The sequence below is a fragment of the Mesorhizobium sp. KR1-2 genome (assembly GCF_040045035.1).
Taxonomy (GTDB): domain Bacteria; phylum Pseudomonadota; class Alphaproteobacteria; order Rhizobiales; family Rhizobiaceae; genus Pseudaminobacter.
In genome coordinates this window covers 828,355-855,166 of record NZ_JBDZDS010000001.1, presented here as the reverse complement: position 1 = coordinate 855,166, position 26,812 = coordinate 828,355, and the positions used below count along the sequence as shown (strand labels likewise).

25 protein-coding genes are annotated in these 26,812 nt (G+C 63.3%); 11 read left to right on the top strand and 14 right to left on the bottom strand.

Features of this window, described 5'->3' with window-relative positions; translation table 11 throughout:
* Positions 1–259: 259 nt before the first annotated feature.
* The gene (gene dmpG / locus ABLE85_RS04065; protein WP_348791386.1) at positions 260–1,273 is read right to left on the bottom strand and encodes a 4-hydroxy-2-oxovalerate aldolase; all 1,014 of its coding nucleotides are present in this window, start codon (positions 1,271–1,273) and stop codon (positions 260–262) included.
* A 3-nt stretch (positions 1,274–1,276) separates the two neighbouring features.
* A complete protein-coding gene (locus tag ABLE85_RS04060; RefSeq protein ID WP_348791458.1) occupies positions 1,277–2,209 on the bottom strand; it encodes an acetaldehyde dehydrogenase (acetylating) in 933 nt (310 codons plus the stop codon).
* 291 nt (positions 2,210–2,500) lie between these two features.
* On the opposite strand from ABLE85_RS04060, the gene ABLE85_RS04055 reads away from it, so the two are divergent.
* Together ABLE85_RS04055 and ABLE85_RS04050 are read left to right on the top strand one after the other, a co-directional pair.
* Entirely contained in the window at positions 2,501–3,403 is a 903-nt protein-coding gene (locus ABLE85_RS04055; protein ID WP_348791385.1) for an AraC family transcriptional regulator, read from the top strand.
* 748 nt (positions 3,404–4,151) lie between these two features.
* Positions 4,152–4,400 carry a hypothetical protein gene (locus tag ABLE85_RS04050; RefSeq protein WP_348791384.1) on the top strand — a complete coding sequence of 83 codons (249 nt, stop codon included), beginning with the start codon at positions 4,152–4,154 and terminating at the stop codon, positions 4,398–4,400.
* A 491-nt stretch (positions 4,401–4,891) separates the two neighbouring features.
* Here the strand turns inward: ABLE85_RS04050 and ABLE85_RS04045 are convergent, their stop codons facing one another.
* On the bottom strand, positions 4,892–5,245 hold the full coding sequence (locus ABLE85_RS04045) for a hypothetical protein (RefSeq protein WP_348791383.1): 354 nt from the start codon (positions 5,243–5,245) through the stop codon (positions 4,892–4,894).
* Between the two features lie 323 nt (positions 5,246–5,568).
* Here ABLE85_RS04045 and ABLE85_RS04040 point away from each other — a divergent pair, with 323 nt between their 5' ends.
* Positions 5,569–5,949, top strand: coding sequence for a rhodanese-like domain-containing protein (locus ABLE85_RS04040; protein WP_348791382.1), 381 nt, complete (start codon positions 5,569–5,571; stop codon positions 5,947–5,949).
* Positions 5,950–6,096: 147 nt separating this feature from the next.
* Here the strand turns inward: ABLE85_RS04040 and ABLE85_RS04035 are convergent, their stop codons facing one another.
* From ABLE85_RS04035 to ABLE85_RS04015, 5 genes are all read right to left on the bottom strand, one after another.
* On the bottom strand, positions 6,097–6,828 hold the full coding sequence (locus ABLE85_RS04035; RefSeq protein WP_348791381.1) for a DUF4386 family protein: 732 nt from the start codon (positions 6,826–6,828) through the stop codon (positions 6,097–6,099).
* 273 nt (positions 6,829–7,101) lie between these two features.
* On the bottom strand, positions 7,102–7,539 hold the full coding sequence (locus ABLE85_RS04030) for a TRIC cation channel family protein (protein ID WP_348791380.1): 438 nt from the start codon (positions 7,537–7,539) through the stop codon (positions 7,102–7,104).
* Positions 7,540–7,563: 24 nt separating this feature from the next.
* The gene (locus tag ABLE85_RS04025) at positions 7,564–7,761 is read right to left on the bottom strand and encodes a TRIC cation channel family protein (protein WP_348791379.1); all 198 of its coding nucleotides are present in this window, start codon (positions 7,759–7,761) and stop codon (positions 7,564–7,566) included.
* Positions 7,762–7,815: 54 nt separating this feature from the next.
* Complete coding sequence (locus ABLE85_RS04020; protein ID WP_348791378.1) at positions 7,816–9,084, bottom strand: M20 family metallopeptidase; 1,269 nt, start codon at positions 9,082–9,084, stop codon at positions 7,816–7,818.
* 158 nt (positions 9,085–9,242) lie between these two features.
* Complete coding sequence (locus ABLE85_RS04015; RefSeq protein ID WP_348791377.1) at positions 9,243–10,295, bottom strand: LacI family transcriptional regulator; 1,053 nt, start codon at positions 10,293–10,295, stop codon at positions 9,243–9,245.
* 370 nt (positions 10,296–10,665) lie between these two features.
* On the opposite strand from ABLE85_RS04015, the gene ABLE85_RS04010 reads away from it, so the two are divergent.
* The 7 genes from ABLE85_RS04010 to ABLE85_RS03980 all read left to right on the top strand — a co-directional run bounded on the left by ABLE85_RS04010 (position 10,666) and on the right by ABLE85_RS03980 (position 18,416).
* Positions 10,666–11,883, top strand: a complete 1,218-nt coding sequence (locus ABLE85_RS04010; protein WP_348791457.1) for an ABC transporter substrate-binding protein — start codon at positions 10,666–10,668, stop codon at positions 11,881–11,883.
* A 267-nt stretch (positions 11,884–12,150) separates the two neighbouring features.
* Positions 12,151–13,050: a sugar ABC transporter permease gene (locus ABLE85_RS04005; RefSeq protein ID WP_348791376.1), complete on the top strand. Its 900-nt coding sequence runs from the start codon at positions 12,151–12,153 to the stop codon at positions 13,048–13,050.
* The gene (locus ABLE85_RS04000) at positions 13,047–13,979 is read left to right on the top strand and encodes a carbohydrate ABC transporter permease (RefSeq protein ID WP_348791375.1); all 933 of its coding nucleotides are present in this window, start codon (positions 13,047–13,049) and stop codon (positions 13,977–13,979) included. The genes ABLE85_RS04005 and ABLE85_RS04000 overlap by 4 nt, the downstream gene beginning before the upstream one ends.
* Positions 13,980–13,983: 4 nt before the next feature.
* On the top strand, positions 13,984–15,090 hold the full coding sequence (locus ABLE85_RS03995) for an ABC transporter ATP-binding protein (protein WP_348791374.1): 1,107 nt from the start codon (positions 13,984–13,986) through the stop codon (positions 15,088–15,090).
* A gap of 32 nt (positions 15,091–15,122) precedes the next feature.
* On the top strand, positions 15,123–15,869 hold the full coding sequence (locus tag ABLE85_RS03990; RefSeq protein ID WP_348791373.1) for a sugar phosphate isomerase/epimerase: 747 nt from the start codon (positions 15,123–15,125) through the stop codon (positions 15,867–15,869).
* Positions 15,870–15,879: 10 nt separating this feature from the next.
* The gene (locus ABLE85_RS03985) at positions 15,880–17,022 is read left to right on the top strand and encodes a Gfo/Idh/MocA family oxidoreductase (RefSeq protein WP_348791372.1); all 1,143 of its coding nucleotides are present in this window, start codon (positions 15,880–15,882) and stop codon (positions 17,020–17,022) included.
* Positions 17,023–17,198: 176 nt separating this feature from the next.
* Complete coding sequence (locus tag ABLE85_RS03980) at positions 17,199–18,416, top strand: cation:proton antiporter (protein WP_348791371.1); 1,218 nt, start codon at positions 17,199–17,201, stop codon at positions 18,414–18,416.
* 158 nt (positions 18,417–18,574) lie between these two features.
* Here ABLE85_RS03980 and ABLE85_RS03975 read toward each other — a convergent pair whose 3' ends face one another.
* The 6 genes from ABLE85_RS03975 to ABLE85_RS03950 are packed head-to-tail and all read right to left on the bottom strand — an operon-like array spanning position 18,575 to position 25,718.
* A complete protein-coding gene (locus ABLE85_RS03975) occupies positions 18,575–20,197 on the bottom strand; it encodes an AMP-binding protein (protein WP_348791370.1) in 1,623 nt (540 codons plus the stop codon).
* 4 nt (positions 20,198–20,201) lie between these two features.
* A complete protein-coding gene (locus ABLE85_RS03970; RefSeq protein ID WP_348791369.1) occupies positions 20,202–21,359 on the bottom strand; it encodes an acyl-CoA dehydrogenase family protein in 1,158 nt (385 codons plus the stop codon).
* Position 21,360: 1 nt separating this feature from the next.
* Complete coding sequence (locus tag ABLE85_RS03965) at positions 21,361–22,173, bottom strand: enoyl-CoA hydratase family protein (RefSeq protein WP_348791368.1); 813 nt, start codon at positions 22,171–22,173, stop codon at positions 21,361–21,363.
* On the bottom strand, positions 22,166–22,660 hold the full coding sequence (locus ABLE85_RS03960; protein ID WP_348791367.1) for a MarR family transcriptional regulator: 495 nt from the start codon (positions 22,658–22,660) through the stop codon (positions 22,166–22,168). The genes ABLE85_RS03965 and ABLE85_RS03960 overlap by 8 nt, the downstream gene beginning before the upstream one ends.
* Positions 22,657–23,421, bottom strand: a complete 765-nt coding sequence (locus ABLE85_RS03955) for an SDR family oxidoreductase (RefSeq protein WP_348791366.1) — start codon at positions 23,419–23,421, stop codon at positions 22,657–22,659. The genes ABLE85_RS03960 and ABLE85_RS03955 overlap by 4 nt, the downstream gene beginning before the upstream one ends.
* Positions 23,418–25,718, bottom strand: coding sequence for a bifunctional salicylyl-CoA 5-hydroxylase/oxidoreductase (locus ABLE85_RS03950; RefSeq protein WP_348791365.1), 2,301 nt, complete (start codon positions 25,716–25,718; stop codon positions 23,418–23,420). Before ABLE85_RS03950 ends, ABLE85_RS03955 begins: the two co-directional genes overlap by 4 nt.
* A gap of 170 nt (positions 25,719–25,888) precedes the next feature.
* Between ABLE85_RS03950 and ABLE85_RS03945 the strand changes: the two genes are divergently transcribed.
* Entirely contained in the window at positions 25,889–26,719 is an 831-nt protein-coding gene (locus ABLE85_RS03945) for an alpha/beta hydrolase (RefSeq protein ID WP_348791364.1), read from the top strand.
* Positions 26,720–26,812 lie beyond the last annotated feature (93 nt).

The window sequence follows — 26,812 nt, the reverse complement described above, 5'->3', positions numbered from 1 at the left end:
TCCCGGTTCCAGGCCGGTTCAACGGCGAACCGCCCCCGATCAGGCAGTTTGCCCTCTCTGCATGCCGCGTCATCATGGTTTTATGTTTTCCCCCTCACACACCGGCACGCACAGTAGACGTCTGTCCGTTTACCGCCGATTTGCAAAAGGCACCATAAACTTTCTGTCCGCGGATTTTTTCTTTCAAAAGGCCAGAAATTTCACAGGCAGGCCACCGCGCAAAAGCCTAGCGGCCCTTAACCCCTTCCCGGTGTCAGCCCTAGGCATTGGCCCGCTCGACCAGATCGAGCGCCACATCCACGATCATGTCTTCCTGCCCGCCGATCAAACGCCGCCGGCCGATCTCGATCAGGATCGCACGTGGGTCGAGATCAAATTGCTCAGCAGCTTTCTCCGCGTGGCGCAGAAAGCTGGAATAGACGCTGCCGTAGCCGAGTGTGAGCGTCTCGCGATCCACGCGAACCGGGCGATCCTGGATCGGACGCACGAGGTCGTCGGCCGCATCCTGAAGCTTGAACAAATCGCAACCGTGTTCCCATCCATAGAGATTGGCCACGGCCACGAAAGCCTCGATCGGACAGTTGCCGGCACCAGCGCCCATGCCAGCGAGCGAAGCATCGACCCTGGTTGCGCCGTTTTCCACCGCGGTGACCGAGTTCGCCACCGACAGGGAAAGATTTTCGTGGGCATGGATGGCACGCTGCGTACCGGCATCGAGCACAGCGTCGAAGGCCCGGAAGCGCTCGGCAATGGAGCGCATGGTCAAGCCGCCCGCCGAGTCCGCGACATAGATGCAGTCCGCTCCATAACTTTCCATCAACCGCGCCTGTCCGGCCAACCCGTCGGGCGAATTGGCCGAAGACATCATCAGGAACCCCGAGACATCGAGCCCCATCTCCTTGGCTGCCGCGATATGCTGCTCGGAGACATCCGCCTCGGTGCTGTGCGTGGCAATGCGGATCGACTGTATGCCAGCGTCGCGCGCCCGTTTCAGGTCGTCGATCGTGCCGATACCAGGAAGCAGCACGGTGGTCAGCTTTGCGCGCTTGCAGACTTTCGCGGCCTCCCTGATATAGGCGATGTCGGTATGGCGGCTGAACCCATAGGCAATGCTGGAGCCGTCCAGCCCGTCGCCATGACCGACTTCGATCCCATCGACACCCGCCTCGTCAAGCGCGCTGGCAATTTCGCGGACATGACCCAGATCGTACTGATGGCGGATTGCATGCATGCCGTCACGCAGCGTCACATCGAGGATGAACAGTCTCGGCATCGATCAATTCCAGTTGCGGAGTTCGGCGAGGCGCTCGGCAGTCCGCAGCGCTGCCGACGTCATGATATCGAGATTGCCGGCGTAGGCCGGGAGATAGTGCGCGGCACCTTCCACCTCGAGAAAAACGGAGACTTTCAGGCCCGTGAACGGCGCGTCGCTCTGCGGCATGCGCAGCGGGGCATCCGCGCCGATACGCTGGATCTGGACTTCCTGCTTTAACCGGTAGCCAGGAACATATTCCTGGACCGACCGGACCATGCTCTCGACGGACTCCTTTATCACCCCTTCGTCGGCGGTGTCGCAAAGGCAGAACACCGTGTCCCGCATTATCAGCGGCGGCTCGGCCGGATTGAGAACGATGACGGCCTTTCCTCGAACAGCTCCTCCGACGCTTTCCAATGCCCGCGAGGTCGTATGGGTGAACTCGTCGATGTTTGCCCGCGTTCCAGGACCTGCCGACTTCGAAGCGATCGAAGCCACGATCTCGGCATAATGCACCTTCGCGACGCGGCTTACCGCCGCCACGACTGGGATCGTTGCCTGCCCGCCGCAGGTGACCATATTGATGTTTTGCGTATCGAGATGGCTGTCCAGGTTTACCGGCGGCACGACGTATGGACCTATGGCAGCCGGGGTGAGGTCGATGACCTGTTTGCCATGCCGGCGCAATATCGCATCATGCTTCGAATGTGCGGCGGCAGAAGTCGCGTCGAATACGATACGAATGTCTTGAAATTCGGGCATGCGCAGCAGGCCATCTATGCCGTCGTGGCTCGTTGCGACACCAAGGCGGGCCGCGCGCGCCAAGCCGTCGGAGCCGGGGTCGACGCCTATGAGCGCCGCAACCTCCAAAGTCGCGGAGTTGCGCATGATCTTCATCATCAGGTCGGTCCCGATGTTGCCTGAGCCAATTACCGCTGACTTTATTTTTGGCATTCCGCCTTTTTCCTGGCGCACCGACATTGGACCCGTCCCCCTGCGTCAGGGCTGATGCTCGATGTTTGACAATCTTCCCCACCCTAGCCCCATGGGTCTGGCCATGCTTGCTCCATCGAGCCATTTTTGACAGCAAATCGCCAATTGAAGCGGAGCTGGGCGACGCGGGGGGCTATTGCCTAGCCATGGCGTTCCGCCTATCAACGCGCCGGCAATTGAACTTGTGCAAACCATTGTCGGCTCATTCTCGGTGGCAGCCAGATGCAAAGGAATTCTCGGTCAGGGCCTCCAATGTCGAATATCGCGTGGAGCGACTATTCGGACTTTTATCAGGGGTCGGGTTACGGGAAGTTCCCTCAGGAGCATCGTCGTCCCGGAGGGCGGCTAGCGTTCCGCATGATACTGGTCGATCAAGGACCGCACGATTTTAGCGATCCGTCATTTACCGAGACGATTCTCGCCCTTCCCCTCGAGGTGCAAAATGATTGCAATTGGAGCTGGAAGATCGGCGAGTATCGTCATCGCCAGAAGGCGGAGGCGGGCCGAATGCTCGTCGTCCCGGCCGAAACCGAGAGCAGGTGGGATGTGGACGGCAGCCGCAAGATCCTGGTTCTCGCCGTTCCCAACGATACGATTCGTAACGTCCTTGGCGCCGCATGTCCGCGACAGATCGGCGCGGCATTCTGGAAGCTCTGCGAACATACGTGGGCCGACCCCTTCATCGAAGTGCTGATGAATAGACTTTGGGAGACCACCGCCGGACACGAGGTTGCCCACGACTATCTGGCGGATGGATTACTGACGTCGATCCTTTCGCAATTGCTGATCAGGGCCGGGACGGATCTTCAACCGAACACGGCGATAGCGCTACCGCAATGGCGGCTGAAGCGCGTCAAGGAATTCGTCGACAACAACCTCGGGAACGAGATCGGCCTGGACCACCTGGCTGACGCTGCGGGCCTCAGCCGAAGACACTTCGCCCGCAGCTTTTATCAGGAACTGGGCGAAACTCCGCATCGTTGGCTCATGCAAGAGCGCTTGGACAAGGCAAAGGAATTGCTGTCCAGCACCGACGCTTCTATTTGCGAGATTGCCCAAAACTGCGGCTTTTCCAGCCAGAGTCACCTCACCACCGCGCTGAAGCAGTCCACCGGCATGACGCCGCATCGTTGGCGCCAGCTTTTTCGCGGGTGATATGGCTTCGTGGTCCGCAGGAGGATCGTCACGCGTTGCCCTTCAGCGAAGGCCCTGAATGTTCGACGGCATCAAGCCCGCATGCTTCTGCGCCAGTTGTAGATGCCGCTGATCCTGGCCTTCCGGCAGGCCTCTCCCCAAGCGGTGCCGTCCTGCGCACCAAGGGCAAGAAAATCCGGCTGGGACTGAAGCCGGCGACAATCCGTCGACACCTGGGCAACCTCGACCACTTCCTGAAGCACCTGCGCTCGTCCTTTTTCACGGTTACCGAGTGGACCTTCGAGGGATTGCGTCCGAGGAAGCCGCCGAAGGGGGAATTCAGGCTGCAGCAGGTCAAGCCACGGCCTGAAGAGATCCGGCCGATTGAACCGCGCCTATCGCGGCGGAAAGGCGGACGAAAGGGTCTGAGTTTACGCGGCCGGTGGCTACTACTATCCCGGCAAGGCCCGCGGCAAGCTGCAGGACGAGATACGCAACTATCTCGACCGAGGCACCGTCCGCGTCATTGCTACCGCGCGCTTCTGATCACAGCTTCAGGCTACCCCGGTCAGTGATGGTGCACTGCGCACCAGTGACGCGCCCCGTATGAGGCATAGTGGCGATAGCACCAGCTTGCATGCCGGTGGTGCCACCTGACGCCGTAGTATACCGGGTGGTAAATACCGTAGTAGCCGCCGTCATAGTAGTAGGGATATAGCCACGGCAGGCCCAGACCGAACCAGCCCCAGCCCCAGCCGCCGCCACCGTCATGGAAGAAGCGGCCGCCGTGGAAGAAGCGGCCGCCATGGAAGCCACGGAAACCATGGAAGCCGCCGCCAAAACCATGGAAGCCGCCGAACCCATGACCACCGAAGCCGCCGAACCCATGACCGCCGAAACCGCCAAAGCCATGACCGCCGAAACCGCCAAAGCCATGACCGCCGAAACCGCCAAAGCCATGACCGCCGAAACCGCCAAAGCCATGACCGCCGAAACCGCCGCCGCGGACCAACTTTAGGCCACCGGTCGCGCTGTCCGAGCGGGCGCGCATTAAGACGGCCGACTCGAACTTACCTTGGCAGCCGTCCGTGGTGCATGATGGATTCCAGGTCTGGCCGTCGGCTACAGGCTGCGCCGCGCGGATGCCGGCCGCATTGGCCGCCGGAACGTTGTCGACAACGGAGTTGGGATCGATCCCTGCAAACGTCGGTATGCAGAGCGTTCCAATGCTCAGCAACCCCGAACATGCGAGCGTGGTGAGATAGCGTCTCATTGTCTCCTCCAAGGAATTTGTCCGTGGAGCTCAAGGCCTGCGAAGATCGTGGGAAGAAATAGCCTCTCTGCGATGATCGTGGAGACTGGGCCCCTAGCGGGCACCAACATGAACGCATCCGGAACAAACAAGTTCCATAATGCCGGATTGCGGAGCGCGCGCCCGCGTTCGGATCTGCGCTCGCGAGAAGCCAGTCTCAAAATCCGGCACAATGGAAAATCGCAGGTTGCTCTCGTTCAGTGGCGAGCGGACACGATCTCCACCGGGCCGTGATCGTCGACATGATCGCCATGCGGGTGCTGAAGGCGTCCGTCGACGATGTAGTCTATGTGATCGCCATGCGGGACCGCATCGTGACCGCAGCCGGGTCCATGCACATGACCGGCCGCGACGACGGCCCTGTGTTCGGGCGAGCAGCGATCGGGATTGCGCTCGCTGACCTCGATGACATGTTCGTCGTTCCGCCTTCCGTGCGGATGCTGAAGATGCCCATCGGACAGATAGTCGACGTGCCCGTTGTGGCGGATGGCGGTGTGGCCACACCCGGGTCCGTGACGGTGAGGCTGAGCGTGGGAGGATGGATGTGCCATTGCAGTATTCCTTTAAGATTGACCTGCCGATGCTTCAGGCATTCCCTCAACGAGGGTGCATCGAATGCGGTTCCCCGCAAACGCAATCGGCCTCGTCTGCGTTCGGCACAAAATGTGAGTTTGAGGAGATGCGATTGCCGCGCAGAGGCCATATTTGCAGCCGCGCCAGCGAGAATTCCTCAGCCGCGTCGCGCTTAAGAAAAAACAAGCTTAGTCTAAGCTTTTTGGCGCAGTGCTCGACATAAGAATTTCACAGCAATTCTGTTATGAACGCCTCACGATATGTGCTTTAATTAATGCCTGTTCTCGTGATGGAGGATGAAATGGCGACAAGCGTGAAAGAACTTCTTTCTGCCGCAAATTCTGCCGTTCCCAAGATCTCCGCCGACGAAGCACGCAGGATGATTGCGGAGGGAAGTGTTCTCGTTGTTGATGTGCGCGATGCGCCCGAAGTTCAGGCCAGCGGCAAGATCAAGAATGCGCTGCACGTTTCTCGTGGCATGCTGGAATTCCGCGCCGACGCCAACACACCGTATCATAACCCCGAATTCCGGAGGGACCGTCCCGTCATCCTTTATTGTGCGTCCGGTGGCCGTTCGGCCCTGGCAGGCAAGGCCCTTAAGGACATGGGATACAATAAGGTCTTCAATCTCGGTGCCTTCAAGGATTGGGCCGAAAGCGGCGGCGAGGTCGAGGCGAGCTAGACGGCGTTCGCGCTACAGGGCGCGAACCGTGCGGCAACTCGGGTCGGCAGTTCATTGAGTTCGGCCGCGCGCGGCCTCCGGCCCTCGTGCGGTAGAAATTCATCTTCTATCCCGCGAGCTTTGAGACTTGTGCCGCAGGATGGGCCGCTACAGCGTGGCGGCGCGGCTCTCGTTTTGCGACGGGAACTCAGATTCCTGCATCCGCCAGGCGACGACCGCCAGCCAGACCATCCACACCAGGCTCAGCAACCAGCCCAGTACGATTGCGATCGAATGCGCTGCCGTGAAGCCTTGCGAGCCCGCCAGCCATCCCTGCACCAGATAGGTCAGGCCGGTCAGGCCCATGAGGTAGGCTATCGGGCGCGGAACCCAAGCCGTGCGAGCCAGCGAGACCGCAAAGAGGAGCGAGGCAAGGCCCATCGCGCTGTCCTGGTAGCTTCTCATCCCCCATTCGAGCCAACGGATTGCCTCGGCGCTCGCGAAGCGCGCTGCCTTCTCGGCCTCGGGGGCGCTCGCCCAGGCGCTTACGGCCTGCTTGAGGGCAACTCCGTCAACCGCCTGGAGAACGCCGTAAAGCGCCAGGGACGCGGTTGCCGCCGCCGCGCCGCACAGGCCAACCAGCCTTGCCGTCGCAGCTCGAGCATCGAGAGCGAAGAACAGGACGATCAGCCCAGCGAGCAGGATGGCCATGCTCATGAACTGCCCGAGATGCACGGCCGTCCAAATCCCGTTGTCGGCGTATTCGGTGAAGATGGCGGGATGATCATTGGCGTCCCCGCCGGCGTGCAACTGTGTGACCAGAATATACAGGAGTTGCCCGGCAAGCAGCAGCCGGGCCGAAAGCCGCAGCGCTGCACGCGAGCTGAATGTGCCGTTCATGACCATGCGCCTCTCCTTTTCTCAACTAACGACATCGAAGTGCATCATCTCGGCCCCGCGGCGCTGAAACGCCGGCCAATATTGGCAATGTCAAAAGCGGGTTGGCAGCGCCGCAATGCGGAGCGTGGCCGAACATGATGCGGCTTGCAAAGTGCGGCTCCATTATCCCGTCGTAGCGCTGCGGACTTGAACGTAGGGGCTTTTCGCAGACGGATTTTCACGGTGCGATGCGCATCGCAGGAGATTTCTCGATGCATGTCGGAGAATGCGGGCCTAGGATTGCTCCGTTTCGTCTCCGCTTCCGGGCTTCGCATCGTGTTGATCCAGCATCTTGGCCACGGGAAGTCGCCAACCGTACCTGATCGCCAAGATGCGCAGCCCGAAGCAGAGTAGCAATGCAACGGCCGTCACCGGACCTGCGGGCAAGTGAACCATATGCCCGACGACCACGACCACCGCCGCTGCCAGCGCTGCAACGGCATAAAGCTCTGAGCGCAACACGACGGGAATCTCGGCCAGCAGCACGTCCCGAACCATGCCGCCGCCTATGCCGGTCACCATGCCGAGCACTATCGCCATGCCAGGGTTCAGGCCGAAGGCGAGCGCATTGGATGCGCCGGCGACGGCGAACAGGGCAAGTCCTGCCGCATCGAACAGAAGGACCGGGTTCGACATCCGCACGATCAATGGCGAGAAGTAGAAGGTGATCACTCCCGCCAGCAGCGAAACGCCGAGCTATAGCCAATCGTTGACCGAGGCGGGAGGAATCGCACCAATCAGTACGCCCCGCGCCATGCCGCCCGCGGTTTCCGCCGCGAAGGACAGCACCAGAACGCCGAACAAATCCAACTTTCGCTTGGCGCCTGCCAGTGCGCCGCTCAGCGCAAAGACGAAGGTTCCGGACAGATCAAGCGCAAGCGGCAGCGTCTCCACGACCGGCTCCCGGTATTAGTGAACGCGCCCCGGATCGGCGCCCTCCGGCAGGCTCTACGCCGACAGCCATGCGCGGGTCGCGACGACCAGGGTTTCGACGCCCATTGGCAGTGTGGGCTCAAGAACGGGCGCGAATTTTGGACTGTGGTTCACCGGAAGTTCGTTCAACCGGTTTGCCGCCTTGGCCTTCGCGTAGGTGTCCGGGTCCGTGCCGCCCACGAACCAGAAAACCGAAGGGACGCGCCACTCGGATCCGAACGATCCAAAATCTTCGCTGGCAGGTGCGGGGCCGGTTTCTCGAACACGCTCCGCTCCAAAATGCGCGCGGAATGCGTCCACCACGCGCTTGCTCGCATCTCGATCGTTGACGTTGAGCGGATAGCTGTCGAGGGCCGTGATCTCGGGCGGCCGGGGCGCGCCCGAGGCGGCCGCTTCGGCGTTGACGATACGCTCGATCGCCGCCAGCACGCGGGCGCGCACGCCGGCATCGAATGTTCGGACATTGAGCTTGATGATGGCTTCGTCGGGAATGACGTTCTCCTTGGTGCCCGCCTGCAAGACGCCCACCGTCACAACGGCGGCTTCCGCAGCGGCCAGTTCACGCGACACTATGGTCTGGAGGCGCAGGACCGTGGCTGCGGCCATCACCACCGGGTCGATGCTTGCCTGCGGCATGGAGCCATGCGCGCCGCGTCCGAACAGGCGGATCTGCAGGCTGTCCGCTGCCGAAGTGATTGCGCCCGCGCGCCCGGCAACCGTGCCTGAGGGCCCCACCATAACGTGCTGGCCGAGGATCACGTCAGGCTTTGGAAACCGATCGAATAAGCCATCGCGGATCATGCCCAGTGCGCCCTCGCCCGTTTCCTCCGCCGGCTGGAACACCGCCATCAATGTGCCGTGCCACGAGGACCGCGTTTCAGCGAGCAGCTTGGTCGCACCGGCGAGCCAGGTCACATGCATATCGTGACCGCACATGTGCGAGACAGGCACCGTGCGGCCCTCCCGATCGGTGGCCGTCGCCGTGCTCGCATAATCGAGGCCGGTCGCTTCCTGGATCGGCAACGCATCCATGTCGGCCCGCAACATGACGGTCGGGCCATCTCCGTTGCGAAGCAGGCCGACCACGCCGGTTTTGCCCACGCCCGTCGTGACGTCGTAGCCAGCCGCACGAAGACGGTCGGCAGCGAGACTGGCCGTGCGCATTTCCTGCATCGACAGTTCGGGATGGGAATGAATGTCTTTGTAGAGCGCAGTCAGATCGGGAAGCAGATCATCGAGACGGCGCAATACCGGATCGGAAGCTCTCGCTTCATTGGTATCCATGGCCTGCTCCATGAGAGTATCATAGAGAAAAGCGTCGGCCCGTTCCCTGCGGAAGACAAGTAACGTTGGCTTGAGATCAACCTGCCAAGCGGCAGCGGCACCGTCTCTTTTCCGCGCCGAGATGCGCGCATGTTGGGCGTCAGCGTGCCGATGGCTCCCTACTTTTGCTGGCTCGTATGCGCTTCCACCGTCGTCGGCCGGTTGAGGCTCTGCAGGGAAATCACGGGCGCTCCGGCGATGCGGCCCATCACGGCGCGCGCGAGTTCCGCACCCGCCAGCCGCACGTCCTCGTTTACGACATAAAGCTGCGGCCGCAGGAGATGCAGCAGGCGCGAAGATTGCTTTGAGACGATGTCGAGATCCGTGCCGATGCCGAGCCCGGCGTCCTCTACGCCGGCAACCAGGGCGAAGGCCGAGGCGCTGGCGCCGGAGACGATGCCGTCCGGCCTCAGCCGGCGGTTCATCAATTCGGTGGTTCGCGCGCGGATGTGCTCGATCGAGTGGTCGACGGTCGCGGCCGGGAACGGCACCTCGCTCAGGCCGCAATCGACCAGCGCGTCGGCGAAGCCGTTGCGCATATGGTGGTAGTAGCTGAGATTGGCGGGCGGAGCGAGCAGCGCCAGGCGGCGCCGGCCGAGCGCGGCGAGCTTCCTCACCGCCTCGACCGCGAAGGCGTAGTTGTCGAAATCGTGGTATGGATGCTCAATCCCCATGTCGGTCCTGCCATGGGTGGCGAAGGGAAAACCGCGCTCGCTCATGTAGCGCACGCGCTTGTCGTCGGGCTCGGTGCGCGAGATGATGATGCCGTCGGCGGAGGCCGTCTCCACGACATAGCGCACCGGCTCGAGCGGATCGTTGTTGCGCGAGTAGGGCGTGACGATCAGGTGGTAGGGCGTGGCCGCGAGCGCCTCCGAAATGCCATAGATCATGTCGGAGACGAAACCGCCTACCTGCTCCTCGGTGTCGAGCACCAGCGAAATGACGTTGGTCTTGCCGGTGCGCAGGCGCACGCCTGCGCGGTTAGGCCGGTAGCCGATCTGCTTGGCGACGAGTTGCACGCGCCGGCGCGTTTCGGCGCCGATCTCGGGTGCATCCTTGAGGGCGCGCGAGACGGTGGTGACGCCGAGCCCCGTCATGAAGGCGAGCGTCTTTAGCGTCGGCCTGCCAGCCTCCGCCTGCTCCAGTGCCTCGGATATCTTGTCTTTGTCCATTCCGTCCGCCCGGCAGGCGCATAGCAGTCTCGAAACGCGCCCGCAATTGCCGTTTAGGCTTGCCCGACGCATCTCGAGAAGTTTCTATACTGAAACGTTACAGATTGCGAGATGACGCGTTTTCTGTGACGTGCAGATAGGGCCCTGGCGGCAATGCGCGTGCACCTGCCGTGAGCTTTTGCGCCGCGTCAGGCGTTTTGCACGCGCGAAGGCCCTACTGCATCGCAAGATGGGTCGCACGCCGATTTTCTTCGAGGCGCGACAAAATGCCGCCTGCAGGCTTGCGCCCTTGCTGCAATTGCCGTATCGAAAATCTGTAACGTTTCAGATTCTGGGAGGAACCGAAATGCGACACTTGCGCGGGGCTGCCATGCTGGCGGCGGGCGCGGCCGTTTTCGCCTATGCGGGCGTCGCGGCTGCAACGGATCTGGAAGTAACTCATTGGTGGACCTCCGGCGGTGAAGCGGCGGCGGTCGGGGAACTCGCCAAGGCCTTCGACGCCACCGGCAACCACTGGGTCGACGGCGCCATTGCCGGCTCCGGCGGCACGGCGCGGCCGATCATGATCAGCCGCATCACCGGGGGCGACCCGATGGGCGCCACGCAGTTCAATCATGGCCGCCAGGCGGAGGAGTTGATCCAGGCCGGCCTGATGCGCGATCTCACCGATCTCGCCACCAGGGACAAGTGGGCCGAGATCGTGCGGCCCAAGAGCCTGCTCGACAGCTGCACCGTCGACGGCAAGATCTATTGCGTGCCGGTCAACATCCACTCCTGGCAGTGGCTCTGGCTTTCCAACGAAGCCTTCGCCAAGGCCGGTGTGCCGGTGCCGAAGAACTGGGACGAGTATGTCGCCGCGGCTCCCGCGCTGAAGAAGGCAGGCATCGTGCCGCTCGCGGTCGGCGGACAGCCGTGGCAGGCCTCGGGCGCCTTCGACGTGCTGCTGGCGGCCATCGGCGGAACGGACGCTTTCCTGAAGGTCTATAAAGACAAGGACAAGGACTTCGCCGCGGGTCCCGAAATCGCCAAGGTGTTCAAGGCCGCGGACGATGCCCGCAAGATGGCCAAGAACACCAATGTGCAGGACTGGAACCAGGCCACCAACATGGTCATCACCGGCAAGGCCGGCGGCCAGATCATGGGCGACTGGGCACAGGGCGAGTTCCAGGTGGCGGGCAAGGTAGCCGGCAAGGACTATACCTGCCTGCCCGGCCTCGGCATCAATGCCGTCATCGCGACGGGCGGCGATGCCTTCTACTTCCCGCTGCAGAAGGACCCGGAGAAGGCAAAGGCGCAGGAGGTGCTGGCGGAAACGCTGCTCGCGCCGAAGACGCAGGTCGCCTTCAATCTCAAGAAGGGCTCGCTGCCGGTGCGCGGCGACGTGGATCTCGACACCGCCAACGACTGCATGAAGAAGGGCCTCGACATCCTGGCCAAGGGCGCCGTCATGCCGTGGACGGACCAACTGCTTTCCCAGGACAGCCAGAAGCAGAAGGAGGATCTCTTCTCCGAGTTCTTCGCCAAGCAGAACTTGAGCGTGAAGGACGCACAAAAGCGCTTCGCCAAAATTATCGCCACCGCCGACTGACGCGGTCTTACCCTCCCTTCTTGCGGGAGGGGTCGCGAGCGAAGTGAACGGGGGCGGGCGAAGCACGTCCGCCACCCCACCCCTGTCCCCTCCCCACAAGGGGGAGGGAGACGATTTCATTGCTGCCCCGGCCGCAGACGTCGATGTTGGTGCGGGAGCAGGCCGCAGCCAAGTTCCGCTCTCCCTTGTGGAGAAAGGGACAGGGTTGAGGGTAATTCCATTCACCGGGAAGGTGGAATGCCTCGGCGTATCGATGAGAGAGCTCCGATGAGCGAAAGCCAGACACGGCCTCCCAGCAGGCCCTTGCGCAATCTCAATGCCAAGATCGCCTCGATACCGATGATCCTGACGGCTTCGGTGGTCTTTGCCGGTGGCACGGCCTGGACGGTGCTCTACTCCTTCACCAACTCGAAGCTGCTGCCGCGGCTGAACTTCGTCGGTCTCGACCAGTATAACCGGCTGTGGGCAACGCCGCGCTGGCTGGTCTCGATCGAGAACCTGCTGATCTACGGCGTCCTGTCGCTGATATTCTCGCTCGTGGTCGGCTTCGTGCTGGCGGCGCTGCTCGACCAGAAAATCCGCTTCGAGAACACGTTCCGCACCATCTTCCTCTACCCCTTCGCGCTCTCGTTCATCGTCACCGGGCTGGTGTGGCAATGGCTGCTCAACCCGGACCACGGCATCCAGAGCGTTGTGCGCGACCTGGGATGGACGAGCTTCAGCTTCGATCCACTCTACAATTCCGAGATCGTCATCTACGGCATCCTGATCGCCGCGCTGTGGCAAGGCACGGGGCTCGTCATGTGCCTGATGCTGGCCGGTTTGCGCGGCATCGACGAAGACATCTGGAAGGCCGCTCGCGTCGACGGCATTCCGATGTGGAGGACCTATCTGTTCATCGTCATCCCGATGATGAGGCCGGTCTTCGTCACCACGCTCGTCATCATCGCGTCAAGCATCGTAAAGGTTTATGACCTGGTGGTCGCCCAGACAAGCGGAGGGCCCGGCATCGCCTCGGAAGTGCCGGCCAAATACGTCTACGACTACATGTTCCACGCGCAGAACCTCGGCCAGGGCTTTGCAGCATCCACCATGATGCTGCTTTCCGTCGTCATCGTCATGGTGCCGTGGGCCTATCTCGAGTTTGGACGGAGGCGCCGGGCATGAGCACGGCCACCCTCCCTCCCCCGACCCTCATAACCGGCACCGATGCCGCCTCCGGCCCGCGTGGGCCGAAACCACGGCGCATGCTCTCGCGCCGAAACATATTCGTTTACGGCACGCTGCTGGTGATGGCGATCTACTACCTGCTGCCGCTCTACGTGATGATCGTGACCTCGCTGAAGGGAATGCCGGAGATCCGGCTCGGCAACATCTTCTCGCCGCCGCTGGAGATCACCTTCGAGCCCTGGGTCAAGGCGTGGTCCAGCGCCTGCACGGGGCTCAATTGCGACGGGCTTTCGCGCGGCTTCTGGAACTCGGTGCGCATAACCGTGCCGTCGGTGGTCCTGTCAATCGCCATCGCCTCGGTGAACGGCTACGCGCTTGCCAACTGGCGTTTCAAGGGCGCGGAACTCTTCTTCACCATCCTGATCGTCGGCGCCTTCATCCCCTATCAGGTGATGCTCTATCCGATCGTCATCATCCTGCGCGAGATCGGCCTTTATGGCAGCCTCACCGGGCTGGTGATCGTGCACTCCATCTTCGGCATGCCGATCCTGACCCTGCTGTTCCGCAACTACTTCACCTCGATGCCGGAGGAACTGTTCAAGGCCGCGCGGGTGGACGGCGCAGGCTTCTGGGGCATCTACCTGCGCATCATGCTGCCGATGTCGCTGCCGATCTTCGTGGTGGCGGTCATCATCCAGATCACCGGCATCTGGAACGACTTCCTCTTCGGCGTCGTCTACACGCGCCCCGACACCTATCCGATGACGGTGCAGCTCAACAACATCGTCAACTCGGTGCAGGGGGTGAAGGAATACAACGTCAACATGGCCGCCACCCTGATCACCGGGCTGGTGCCGCTGGTCGTCTACTTCGTTTCCGGAAAACTGTTCGTGCGCGGCATTGCCGCGGGCGCCGTGAAGGGATGAGCGCATGAGGTTTGAACGAGCCGCCAGCACAAGCGTCTCAGTACGCGACCTCTCGCTCGACTTCGGCGCCGTGCAGGTGTTGAAGGCGCTCAACCTCGACATCGCCGAAGGGGAGTTCGTGGTGCTGCTCGGACCATCGGGCTGCGGCAAGTCCACCTTGCTCAACTGCATCGCCGGATTGCTGGACGTGACGGACGGGCGCGTCTTCATCAAGGGTCGGAACGTCACCTGGGAGGAGCCGAAGGACCGCGGCATCGGCATGGTGTTCCAGTCCTACGCGCTCTACCCGCAAATGAGCGTAGAGAAGAACCTGTCCTTCGGGCTGCGTGTTGCAGGCCTGCCCAAGGATGAGATCGCGCAACGCATCGCGCGCGCCGCGGAAATCCTGCAGATCGAGCCGCTGCTTCAGCGCAAGCCCGCCGCGCTCTCGGGCGGCCAGCGCCAGCGCGTGGCGATCGGCCGGGCGCTGGTGCGCGATGTCGACGTCTTCCTGTTCGACGAGCCGCTTTCCAATCTCGACGCCAAGTTGCGTTCGGAACTGCGCGTCGAGATCAAGCTCCTGCACCGGCGCCTGCAGAACACGATGATCTATGTCACCCACGACCAGATAGAGGCCATGACACTCGCTGACCGCATCGCCGTGATGCGGGGCGGCGTCATCCAGCAATTCGATGCCCCGCAGGCCATCTACAACCGGCCGGTCAATCGCTTCGTCGCTGGCTTTCTCGGCTCGCCTGCCATGAATTTCCTGGAAGGAACCATCCAGAAGGACGGGCCGGATCTGCGCTTCGCCGCCGACGGTCTTTCGGTGCCGCTCTCCACCTATGCCTTCGCGGACGGTGCGCATCCGGCGCCGGGAGCCGCCGCGCTCGGCATCCGGCCCGAGCATGTGAGCCTCAACAGCGGCGACGGCTGGCCCTTCTCGGCCCAGGCGGTCGTCGAAGTGGTCGAGCCGATGGGCTCCGACACGCTGGTTTGGCTGAAGCTTGCCGGCCAGAAATTCTCCGTGCGCATGTCTTCCGAGCGTGCGCCGCAAGCCGGCGATCGCGTCACCATCGGCTTCGACCCGATGCGCGCCTCGCTGTTCGATGCCGCCGGAGACCGGCTTTGACGATTTCTCTCCCCCAGAAACGGACGGACACGATGAACTGGTCATTCCAACTTTACAGCGCCCGCAACTTCCTCCCCTGGGATCAGGTGCTGAAGATGCTGTCAGCGACCGGCTACAGGGAGGTCGAAGGGTTCGGCGGGGTCTACGAGGACCCGCAGGCCTTCCGGGCCGAGCTCGACAGGAACGGGCTTTCGATGCCGACGGCTCATTTCTCCATCGACGCGCTGGAGACCGATTTCGATGGGGTGCAGCGCATCGCCGAGACGCTCCGCGTCAAGCTGCTGGTCTGTCCCTATCTCGTGGCCGAGGCACGGCCGACGGATGCGGCCGGCTGGCGGGCATTTGGTGAGCGGCTGGCCAAGGTAGGCGAGCAGGCGAAGGCGGCGGGCTACGGCTTCGCGTGGCACAACCACGATTTCGAGTTCGCGCCGCTTGCCGACGGCTCCGTGCCGCAGGAACACATCCTTTCGGTCGCGCCGGACATCGGCTGGGAGATGGACGTGGCCTGGGTGGTGCGCGGCGGCGCCGATCCGCTGCCCTGGATCGACAGGCACGGGCAGCGCATCGTGGCAGTGCATGTCAAGGACATCGCAAGGCCTGGCGAGGGGCTGGACGAGGACGGCTGGTCCGATGTGGGCCACGGCACCGTGGATTGGGCCGGGCTGATCAAAACCTTGCGGAAAAAGACGCCGGCGAAACACTTCATCATGGAACAGGACAATCCCAACGACGTCGAGCGCTTCGCGCGCCGGTCGATCGCTGCGGTCAAGGCTTACTAGGAGAAGGCATATGGCAAGGAAACTGGGGGTCGGCGTCATCGGTTGCGGCAACATATCGGCGGCCTATTTCAGGCTGGCGCCGATGTTCCGCGGCATCGAGATGCGCGCCTGCGCCGACATCAACATGCAGGCGGCCAAGGCACGGGCGAAGGAATTCTCGCTGCGCGCCGAGACGGTAGAGGACCTGCTCAAGGCCAAGGACATCGACATCGTCGTCAATCTCACCGTGCCGGCGGTGCACTATGAGGTGTCCAAGGCAGTGCTCGACGCCGGCAAGCACGTCTATTCGGAAAAGCCGTTCGTGCTGTCGGTCAAGGAAGGGTCGGACCTCAAGAAGCGGGCCGAGAAGAAGGGGTTGCGCATCGGGTCGGCGCCGGACACCTTCCTGGGCGGGGCGCACCAGCTCGCCCGCAACCTGATCGACGAGGGCAAGGTCGGCAAGATCACCAGCGGCACCTGTTTCGTGATGAGCCACGGCATGGAGCACTGGCACCCCAATCCGGACTTCTTCTTCCAGCCGGGCGCTGGCCCGGTCCTCGACATCGGACCGTATTACGTCACCAACCTGATCCAGCTCATCGGGCCGGTCAGGCAGGTCGCGGCTTTCGCCTCGACCCCGGCCAAGGAGCGGACCATCCTGTCCAAGCCGCGGGCGGGCGAAAAGATCCCGGTCGACACGCCCACGACCATCCACGCCATACTGGAGTTCGCGAGCGGAGCAGTGGTAACAATGAACACGAGCTGGGATGTCTGGGTTCACGCCCATCAGCCGATGGAGCTTTATGGCGAGGCGGGCACGCTGTTCGTGCCTGACCCCAACTTCTTCGGCGGCGTTCTCGGCTACACCAACGGCGGCAAGGCGGCAAAGAAACTGCCGAAGTGGGAGCATCCGTTCGGCATCGAGAACGAGAAGCACTCGCACGGCATGATGGCCAACTACCGCACGGCCGGGCTCGCCGACATGGCACTGGCTATCCTCGAGGACCGGCCGCACCGCTGTTCCATTGAGATGGCGCTGCATGCGGTGGAGGTGATGACCGGAATTCTGAAGTCAGGCGAGACCGGCAAGTTCGTCGCCATGCAGACGAGCTGCGAGCGGCCGGCGGCATTGGGCGTGAAAGAGGCGAAGGCGCTGATGGCGAAGCGAGGTTAGCCGCAGCAGCGCGCGAAGCCATACATCCGATGATAACGTCGTGCCTGCTCTTGACGTGCGGTCTCCGTTGCGCGAATGCGATTGCCGTTCCAGCATGGTAGTATCGACGAACCTTCGGCTGGCGCCAATGGAACAGACGGGGAGCGACTGCCAGTGCGCGGGAGAACCGGTGGATCATGCACCAGGACCTGGCCATCCTCGCTGGATTTGCGTTCGTCTATGCGCTCATCGCAGGGCGGCTCGAGCGCACGCCCGTTGCCGGCGCTCTGGTGTTCACCGCCTTCGGGCTCGCCGTCGGCCCTGAGGGGCTGAACTGGCTCACCCTGGATGTCCATGCTCAGGGCCTTCGGACGCTGGCCGAGCTCACGCTGGCGCTCGTCCTGTTCACGGATGCCGCCAATGCCGATCTCAGCGTTCTCAGGCTCAACTACACGATCCCCGAGCGCCTGCTGCTGATCGGCCTGCCCCTGACCATCCTGCTTGGGACCGCTGCCGCCGCCCTGCTTTTCCCAAAACTCGGAATGATCGAGTGCGCCCTGCTTGCCACCATGCTGGCTCCGACCGACGCGGCCCTGGGCAAGGCGGTGGTGACCAACCCCGCCGTCCCCCCGCCGATCCGCGAGGGCTTGAATGTGGAGAGCGGCCTGAATGACGGCATCTGCGTGCCTATCCTTCTGATCCTCTTGGCTTTTGCCTCTAAACCGGCCGACGGCGGCTCTTGGCAACTGGTGCTCGAACATTTCGCGCAGGAGATCGGGATCGGGGGCGCCGTAGGCATATTCTTTGCTATCATCGGCGTCTGGGCGCTCCGCCTTTCGGCCGGGCACGGCTGGCTCAGCCCGGCATGGCGTCAGTTGCCGGCTATCGCCCTGGCGCTCGCCTCCTTCGGTGCGGCACAGGCGCTGGGCGGCAGCGGCTTCATTGCCTGCTTCGTCGGCGGGATCGTGGCCGGCGGGATGGTCCGCGACCAGAAGCAGAAGCACGAATTGCTGCTCGCGGCCGAAGGCTCCGGCGACCTCTTCGGCCTTCTGACCTGGGTGCTCTTCGGCGCGGCGGTGATAGGCCAGGCGCTGAGCCGGCTGACCTGGGAAATCGTCGTCTATGCCGTTCTGAGCCTAACGGCGGTTCGAATGCTGCCGGTCTGGCTGGCCTTGGCCGGCACGGGGCTGAACGCCGACGGCAAGCTCTTTCTGGGCTGGTTCGGGCCGAGAGGCCTGGCGAGCATCGTGTTCGCCATCATCGTTCTCGATGCGAACCTGCCGGGCAGCGAGACGCTGACGGCGACGGTTGCCTGGACGGTGATCCTCAGCGTCCTGGCTCATGGCCTGACCGCCAGTCCTCTGGCCGACGTGTTTGCACGGCGCAACGGCGCAATGAAGGCCCCGATCACCTAGTTTTGAGTTGCAGTGCCAAGCTGTGGCAGCATTTCAAATCGCCGCAAGTGCGTTGAATACCCGGCGCCAATTGAGCCGAGAAAGCATGAGGACGGACTAATGCCCGCCATATGATCCCGAGACGGCAAGTCTCGGGATCAATTTAGACGCGAGGCGACCTACTGCGCCGCGTCCTTCAGCATGAAGCGCTGGATCTTGCCGGTAGCGGTCTTGGGCAGCGCCTCGATGAACTTGATCGAACGCGGATATTTGTACGGCGCGATCACCTGCTTGACGTGATCCTGCAGGATCTTGGTCGTCATTGCATCGGCGGAGACACCCTGGACCAGCACCACATGCGCCTGAACGATCTGGCCCCGCTCCTCGTCGGCCGCACCGATGACGGCGCATTCGGCGACGAAGTCGTGGCTGAGCAGTGCCGCTTCCACCTCCGGCCCGGCTATGTTGTAGCCGGCCGAGATGATCATGTCGTCGGAACGGGCGGCGAAATGGAAATAGCCGTCCTCGTCCTGGTAGAAGGAATCGCCCGTCAGGTTCCAGCCGTCGCGCACATATTTCTTCTGGCGCGCATCGGCGAGATAGCGGCAACCCGTGGGGCCGCGCACCGCAAGCCGACCCACCTCGCCGCGTGGCTTCTCTTTCATGTCCTCGCCGACGATCCTGGCCTCATAGCCGGTCACCGGCTTGCCGGTGGAGCCGGGTGCTGAATCGCCCAAGCGGTTGGTGATGAAGATGTGCAGCATTTCGGTGGCGCCGATGCCGTCCAGCATCGGCTTGCCGGTCTTTTCCATCCAGGCATTGTAGACCGGCGCCGGCAGAGTTTCGCCCGCAGATACGGCGACCCGCAGCGAGCTGAGGTCCGCGCCCTCTTCCATCGCAGCGAGCATCACCCGATAGGCGGTAGGCGCGGTGAAGCTGATGGTCGCCTTGTAGGTCTCGATGATCTCGATCATCTTCGGCGGCGTTGCCTGCTCCAGCAGGGTCGCGGCGGCGCCGAAGCGCAGCGGAAAGATGGCGAGGCCGCCGAGGCCGAAGGTGAAGGCGAGCGGCGGCGAGCCGACGAAGATATCGTCCGGACGAACGCCCAGTACTTCCTTGGCATAGGCATCGGCGATGATGAGCAGGTCGCGATGGAAATGCATCGTCGCCTTGGGCTCGCCGGTGGTGCCTGAGGTGAAGCCCAGCAGCGCAACATCGTCGCGGCTGGTCGGCACGGCCTTGAACTTCACCGGCTTGTCGAGCGCGATGCGGTCGAGCTCGGCATCGTGGTTGGCGGTGCCGTCGAAGCCGATCACCTTCTTGAGGAATTTCGAGGTCTTGGCGCAGGCGACGATCTCGTCGAGGATGCGCGTGTCGCACAGCGCGAACTCGATCTCCGCCTTGTCGACGATCTTGCCCAACTCACCGGCGCGCAGCATCGGCATGGTATTGACCACCACGGCACCCGCCTTGGTGGCCGCCAGCCAGCAGGCGACCATGGCCGGATTGTTGGCCGAGCGGATCAGAACCCGATTGCCGGGCTTGACGCCATAGGTGTCGACCAGCGCATGCGCGATGCGGTTCGACCAGTCGGTCAGTTCCTTGTAGGTGCGGCGGCGGCCATTGCCGATCAGCGCGATGTTGTCGCCAAAGCCCTTGGCGACCATGGCGTCGGTGAATTCGACGCCGACATTGAGGGTTTCGGGATAGTCGAAGCCGTCGAGCAGCAGGTTGGGCCACTCCTCCATCGGCGGCAGGTTGTCACGTGTAAAGGTGTCGGTGTGCGCCGATGGTCCCAGCATCTTGTTATCCTCCCGCCAGTGTCTGCCTGGCTATTATGACTTTCTGTACGTCGGACGCGCCCTCATAGATGCGCAGCGCGCGGATCTCCCGATAGAGCCTTTCGACGACGCTCCCCTTGCGCACGCCGTCGCCGCCATGAATCTGCACCGCCTTGTCGATGACGCTCTGGGCGCGGTCGGTGGCGTAGAGCTTGGCCATGGCAGCTTCGCGGCTGACGCGCGGCGCGCCGGAGTCCTTCAGCCAGGCAGCGCGGTAGACGAGAAGCGCCGACGCATCGATGTCGAGCGCCATGTCGGCAATGTGGCCCTGCACCATCTGCAGGTCGGAAAGCGGTGCGCCAAACAGTTCACGCGATGTGGAGCGCGAAACGGCCTCGTCCAGCGCGCGGCGGGCAAAGCCGAGTGCGGCGGCCGCGACCGTCGAGCGAAACACGTCGAGCACCGACATGGCGATCTTGAAACCTTCGCCCGGCTTGCCGAGCATGGCCGACTTCGGCACGCGGCAGTTCTGGAAGGACAACCGTGCGAGCGGATGGGGCGCAATCACCTCCAGCCGCTCGGCGATCGACAGGCCTGGCGTGTCGGCCGGCGCGATGAAGGCCGATATTCCCTTGGCGCCCGGCGCTTCGCCTGTCCGGGCAAAGACGGTGTACATGTCGGCGATGCCGCCGTTGGAGATCCAGGTCTTTTCACCGTCGAGCACGTAAGAGTCGCCGTCCTCGCGCGCGGCAAGGTCGAGATTGGCAACGTCCGAGCCGGACTTGGGCTCGCTCAGCGCGAAGGCCGAAAGGGCCGTGCCCGCCCGCGTACGTGTCAGCCATTCGCGCTTCTGGTCGACCGTGCCGAAGAGCGAGATCGCGCCGGTGCCCAGGCCCTGCATGGCGAAGGAAAAGTCGGCAAGGCCATCATGGCGCGCCAGCGTCTCGCGGATGATGCAGAGGCTGCGCACGTCGAGCATGCTGACCGCCACATCGGGATCGACCGCCGAATGGGTCAGCCAGCCGCCCTCGCCCAGCCTTGCCACCAGTTCGCGGCAAGCGGCGTCGACGTCGCTGTGATCGATATCGGCCAGATTGGCGGCGGCCCAGCGGTCGAGCGCGTCGGCGAGGATGCGGTGGCGCTCCTCGAAGAAGGGCCAGTTCAGGAAGCTGCGGTCTGCCATGTCAGTCGCCTTTGAAAGCCGGCTTTTCGCGCGCGACGAAGGCGTCATAGGCGCGCTTGAAATCCTGGGTCTGCATGCAGATGGCCTGCGCCTGCGCTTCGGCCTCGATGGCCTGCTCGATGGACATCGACCATTCCTGGTTCAGCATGGTCTTGGTCATCATGTGGCCGAAGTTCGGGCCGTCGGCGAGACGGCGGGCCAGCGCGAGAGCCTCGGCGTCCAGCGAAGCGGCATCCACCAGGCGGTTGTAGAAGCCCCAGCGTTCGCCTTCATCCGCGCTCATCGTGCGGCCGGTATAGAGCAGTTCGGACGCTCGGCCCTGGCCGATGATGCGGGGCAGGATTGCGCAGGCGCCCATGTCGCAGCCGGCAAGGCCGACGCGGGTGAACAGGAACGCGGTCTTGGCCTCGGGCGTGGCGATGCGGATGTCGGAGGCCATGGCGACGATGGCGCCGGCGCCGACACAGACGCCGTCGACCGCCGCGATCACCGGCTTGCCGCAATTGATCATGGCTTTCACCAGATCGCCAGTCATGCGGGTGAAGCGCAGCAGGCCCTTCATGTCCAGGTCGAGCAGCGGGCCGATGATGTCGTGCACATCGCCGCCCGAGCAGAAATTGCCGCCGTTGGAGCCGAACACCACCGCCTTGATGTCTTCGGCATAGACCAGTGCGCGGAACACGTCGCGCAGCTCGGCGTAGCTGTCGAAGGTCAGGGGGTTCTTGCGCTCGGGCCGGTCGAGCGTGACGACGGCAATACCGTCCTCCACGCGCCAGCGGAAATGCTTTGCGACGTAACCCGCCATATCAGTCATTATCATCAACCTTCACTGTCTGTTTCGGCGCCCGGCCGATGGTGTCCAGGATACCGATGACCTGCTCGCACGCCGCCGGCGGCAGGTCCTCGAGCACGGCATTGACCCAGCGCGCATGCGCGGCCGCCATCTTGGCGAACTCCTCCTGCCCCTTCTGGGTCAGGCGCACCAGGGTGGCGCGCTTGTCGCCTTCGACCGGCACGCGCAGCACCAGCCCGTCGATGACGAGACGTTCGATGATGCCGGTGACATTGCCGTTGGAGACGCGAAGCGCTGCCGAAAGTTCGCTCATCTTGAGGCCGTCTTCGAAGCGGTCGAGCGCGGCAAGCACGTCGAAGCGCGGCAAGGTGGTGTCGAATTCGGCGCGCAGGTTTTCGCGCACGACCTGCTCGACGATCTTCGTGACCTTCAAAAGCTTCAGCCAGACGCGAACCCGCGGCCTGGCGGCGCTGGAAGCACTCAACTCGTCGGGCAGCTGCACGCTCATATCTCGCCCCCGGATACGGAAAGAGCCTGGCCGGTCATGGAGCCGGAGTTCGGCCCGCAGAGGTAGAGCACGCTCTGCGCTACCTCCTCCGGGAGCACGAAGCGGCGCTGCGGGTTGCCCGCCGTCAGCGCGGCGGCGGCTTCCTCTCGGCTCTTGCCGGTCTTCTGCATGATGTTTTCGATCGAGCGTTCAAGCATGGGCGTCAACGTGAATCCGGGACAGACGGCGTTCACCGTAATGCCGGTCTCGGCGAGTTCAAGCGCCAGAGAGCGCGTCAGCCCGATAACCCCATGCTTGGCGGCCGCATAGGCGGAGACGTAAGGGTATCCCTTGAGCCCGGCGGTGGAGGCGATCGCGACCAACCTGCCCTCGCCCCGCTTCGCCATGCCGCCGGCCAGCGCCTGCTGGAAGGTCATGAAAACGCTGGTGAGGTTCACGTCCATCATCCGGCGCCAGAGGTCGAGGCCGGTGCGCCGGAAGGGCGCGCTTTCGGCAGCACCCGCATTGGCAATGACGATGTCGAGATCGCCGACTTCGCTGGCGATCTTGTCGAACAGAGCCTTGAGCGACGCCTCGTCGGTGACATCGGCCGTCATGGCGACGATGTCCTTCGAACTAGCCGCCACCTCCAGCAGCGCATCCATGCGCCGACCAGCGACGACGACGGTCGCACCGGCATCGGCCAGCGCCCGCGCAATCACGGCGCCCATGCCGGAGCCGCCGCCGGTGACCAGTGCGCACTTGCCGGTCAGCTCTCTCATACCGCGCGATCCTGCGCCGCCATCTCGGCAGCGCGCTCGGCGAGGCGGCGAAGCTGGTCGCGGCCGGGCAGATACGGATCGGGCCAAGCCTCTGCCGTGTCGCCCAGCGTCGCTGCGGCCCGCAGCGTCCAGTAAGGATCGGTCAGGTGCGGACGCGCCAGGCAGACGAGATCGGCGCGGCCGGCGAGCAGGATCGAGTTGACGTGGTCCGGCTCGTAGATGTTGCCCACGGCCATGGTCGCTATGCCGGTCTCGTTGCGGATGCGGTCGGAGAACGGCGTCTGGAACATGCGGCCATAGACCGGGCGCGCAGCCTTGGTGGTCTGCCCGGCAGAAACGTCGCAGATGTCGACGCGGGCTTCCCGGAAGATACGCGCGATCTCCACCGCTTCCTGCGGCGTCACGCCCTCGGGGCCGACCCAGTCGTTGGCCGAGATACGAACCGAGATCGGCTTGTCCTCCGGCCAGACGGCGCGGATCGCATGGAAGATCTCCAGCGGATACCGCATGCGATTTTCAAGCGAGCCGCCATATTCGTCGGTGCGGTTGTTGGTGACCGGCGTGATGAAGGACGACAGCAGATAGCCGTGCGCGGCGTGGATTTCGAGCATGTCGAAGCCGCAGCGATCCGCCATTTGGGCGGAGGCAACGAACTGGTCGCGCACCAGGTCCATGTCGGTGCGGGTCATCGCCTTCGGCGTCTGGTTTTCTGCGGACCAGGGGAGGTCGGAGACCGACAGCAGCGGCCAGTTGCCTTCCTTCAGCGGCTTGTCGGTGCCTTCCCAGCCCACGCAGGTCGAAGCCTTGCGGCCGGCATGGCCGATCTGCGCGCAGATCTTGGCTTCCGTCTCGGTATGGACGAAATCGACGATGCGCTTCCAGGCCACTTCATGTTCCGGCGCGTAGAAGCCGGGGCAGCCGGGCGTGATGCGGCCTTCGGCGCTCACGCAGGTCATCTCGATATAGAGAAGCCCTGCTCCGCCCTTGGCGCGTTCGCCATAGTGGACGAGGTGCCAGTCGGTCGGCGTGCCGTCGACGGCCTTGTACTGCGCCATGGGCGAAACCACGACGCGGTTCTTCAGTTCCATGCCGCGCAGCTTGAACGGCGCGAACATCGGCGCGCGGTGCGTGCCCTGCGGCGCGCCGGCCTTTTCCTGGAACCAGCCCTCGGCGCTCTCCAGCCAGTCCTTGTCGCGCAGGCGCAGGTTCTCGTGGCTGATGCGCTGCGAACGGGTCAACAGCGAATAGTTGAACTGCACCGGGTCGAGATGGAAATAGCGCTCCACCTCCTCGAACCATTCCAGCGAGTTGCGCGCCGCCGACTGCAGGCGCAGCACCTGCACGCGGCGCTCGTCCTCGTAGCGGGCGAAGGCGGTTTCGAGCGACTTTTCGGTGTGCACATATTCGGCGAGCGCAACCGCGCTCTCAAGCGCCAGCTTGGTTCCCGATCCGATCGAGAAATGCGCGGTTGCCGCCGCATCGCCCAGAAGCGCGATGTTCTTGTGGGACCAGCGCTTGCACAGCACGCGCGGGAAGTTCAGCCAAGCCGAGCCGCGAATGTGGTTGGCATTGGTCATCAACGCATGGCCGTCGAGATGCTTGGCAAAGATGCGCTGGCAGACCTCGATGCTCTCCTGCTGGCTCATGCCACCGAAACCGAATTTTTCCCAGGTCTCGGTGCTGCATTCGACGATGAAGGTCGCCGTGTCATTGTCGAACTGGTAGGCGTGCGCCCAGACCCAGCCGTGCTCGGTCTCCTCGAAGATGAAGGTGAAGGCGTCGTCGAATTTCTGGTGGGTGCCGAGCCAGACGAACTTGCAGGCCCTGACATCGATATCGGGCTCGAACTGGGCGGCAAACTCGGTGCGCGCCCGCGAGTTCAGGCCATCGGCAGCAACGACGAGGTCGTATTGCTCCGCATAGCCCGCGACGCTCTCCACATTGGTCTCGAAGCGAATTTCGATGCCAAGCTCTTTCGCTCGCGCCTGCAGCAGGAGGAGAAGCTGCTTGCGGCCGATGCCGCAGAAGCCGTGGCCGCTCGACACCGTCTTGGTGTCCTTGAAGTGGACGGCGATGTCGTCCCAATAGGCGAAATGCGCGCGGATGGCTTCAGCACTCACCGGATCGTTGGCGGCAAGGTTGGTCAGCGTTTCGTCGGAGAGCACCACACCCCAGCCGAACGTGTCGTCCGGCTTGTTGCGCTCGATCACGACGATCTCCGCCGACGGGTCGCGCAGCTTCATGCTGATTGCGAAGTACAGGCCGGCAGGCCCACCTCCGAGACAGGCGATCTTCATCGGCAACTCCTTTTGATGGGAAAAGGATGGCACCGGGCCGCCATAATTTCAAGTATGAAGTTTCAAGCTTGAAGTTTTTTCGACAACGGTGAATTCTGCCTTGCACGACCGGCAGAGGCCGGCGGATAAGATGCAGAGCCGTGCGGAAAGCGTCGAAATTGGGGGAGAGCATGTCGGCAAGCAGGATCACGGATTGGGACAAGGCCTATTCGAACACGATCTACATTCCTGGGGGGCCCGACTATCCGGCAAAATGGGAGGTTGCCGCATCGGTATTTCGCGACGAGATGCGGGATGCCGGACGCCTGCGCGAGAACATCGCCTACGGCCCGCACCCGCGTAACCGCTACGATCTGTTCCTGCCGAAGGTCGCGGCCAAGGGCCTCGTGGTTTTCGTGCATGGCGGTTTCTGGATGGCCTTCGACAAATCGGCATGGTCGCATCTGGCGGCCGGACCGCTCGCACATGGCTACGCCGTGGCGATGCCCTCCTACGTATTGACGCCGGAAGCGCGCGTCTCCGACATCACGAGGCAGATCGGCGCGGCGATCAATGCCGCCGCCCGCGAGATCGAGGGCCCGCTGCGGATCACAGGCCATTCGGCCGGCGGCCATCTGGTCAGCCGCATGAACACCGCCACCTCGCCGCTCGAGCGCGACGTTGCCACGCGACTGCGCAAGACCGTCTCGATCTCGGGCCTGCACGACCTTCGCCCCCTGCTCAACACCAAGATGAACGAGACGCTGCATCTCGACCTTGCGGAAGCGCGCGTGGAAAGCGTGGCGCTGCTCGAACCGCTCGATGAGGTGGATATCACCTGCTGGGTGGGCGCCGACGAGCGGCCCGAATTCCTGCGCCAGAATCGCCTGCTCGAAAATCTCTGGAGCAGTTTCAACATCGAGATTTCGAGCGTGGAGGAAGCCGGTCGGCACCATTTCGATGTGATCGAAGGCCTTGCCGACCCCGATCACAGGCTGGTGCGGACCCTGCTCGGCGTGTAAGACACGAGCTGGACCGGCCGCTTCCGAGCCCCGCGCAAGCATGGGCTTTGCAGTGAATGCCGGATTGTCGAATCAATGCATGATGTTGGACCG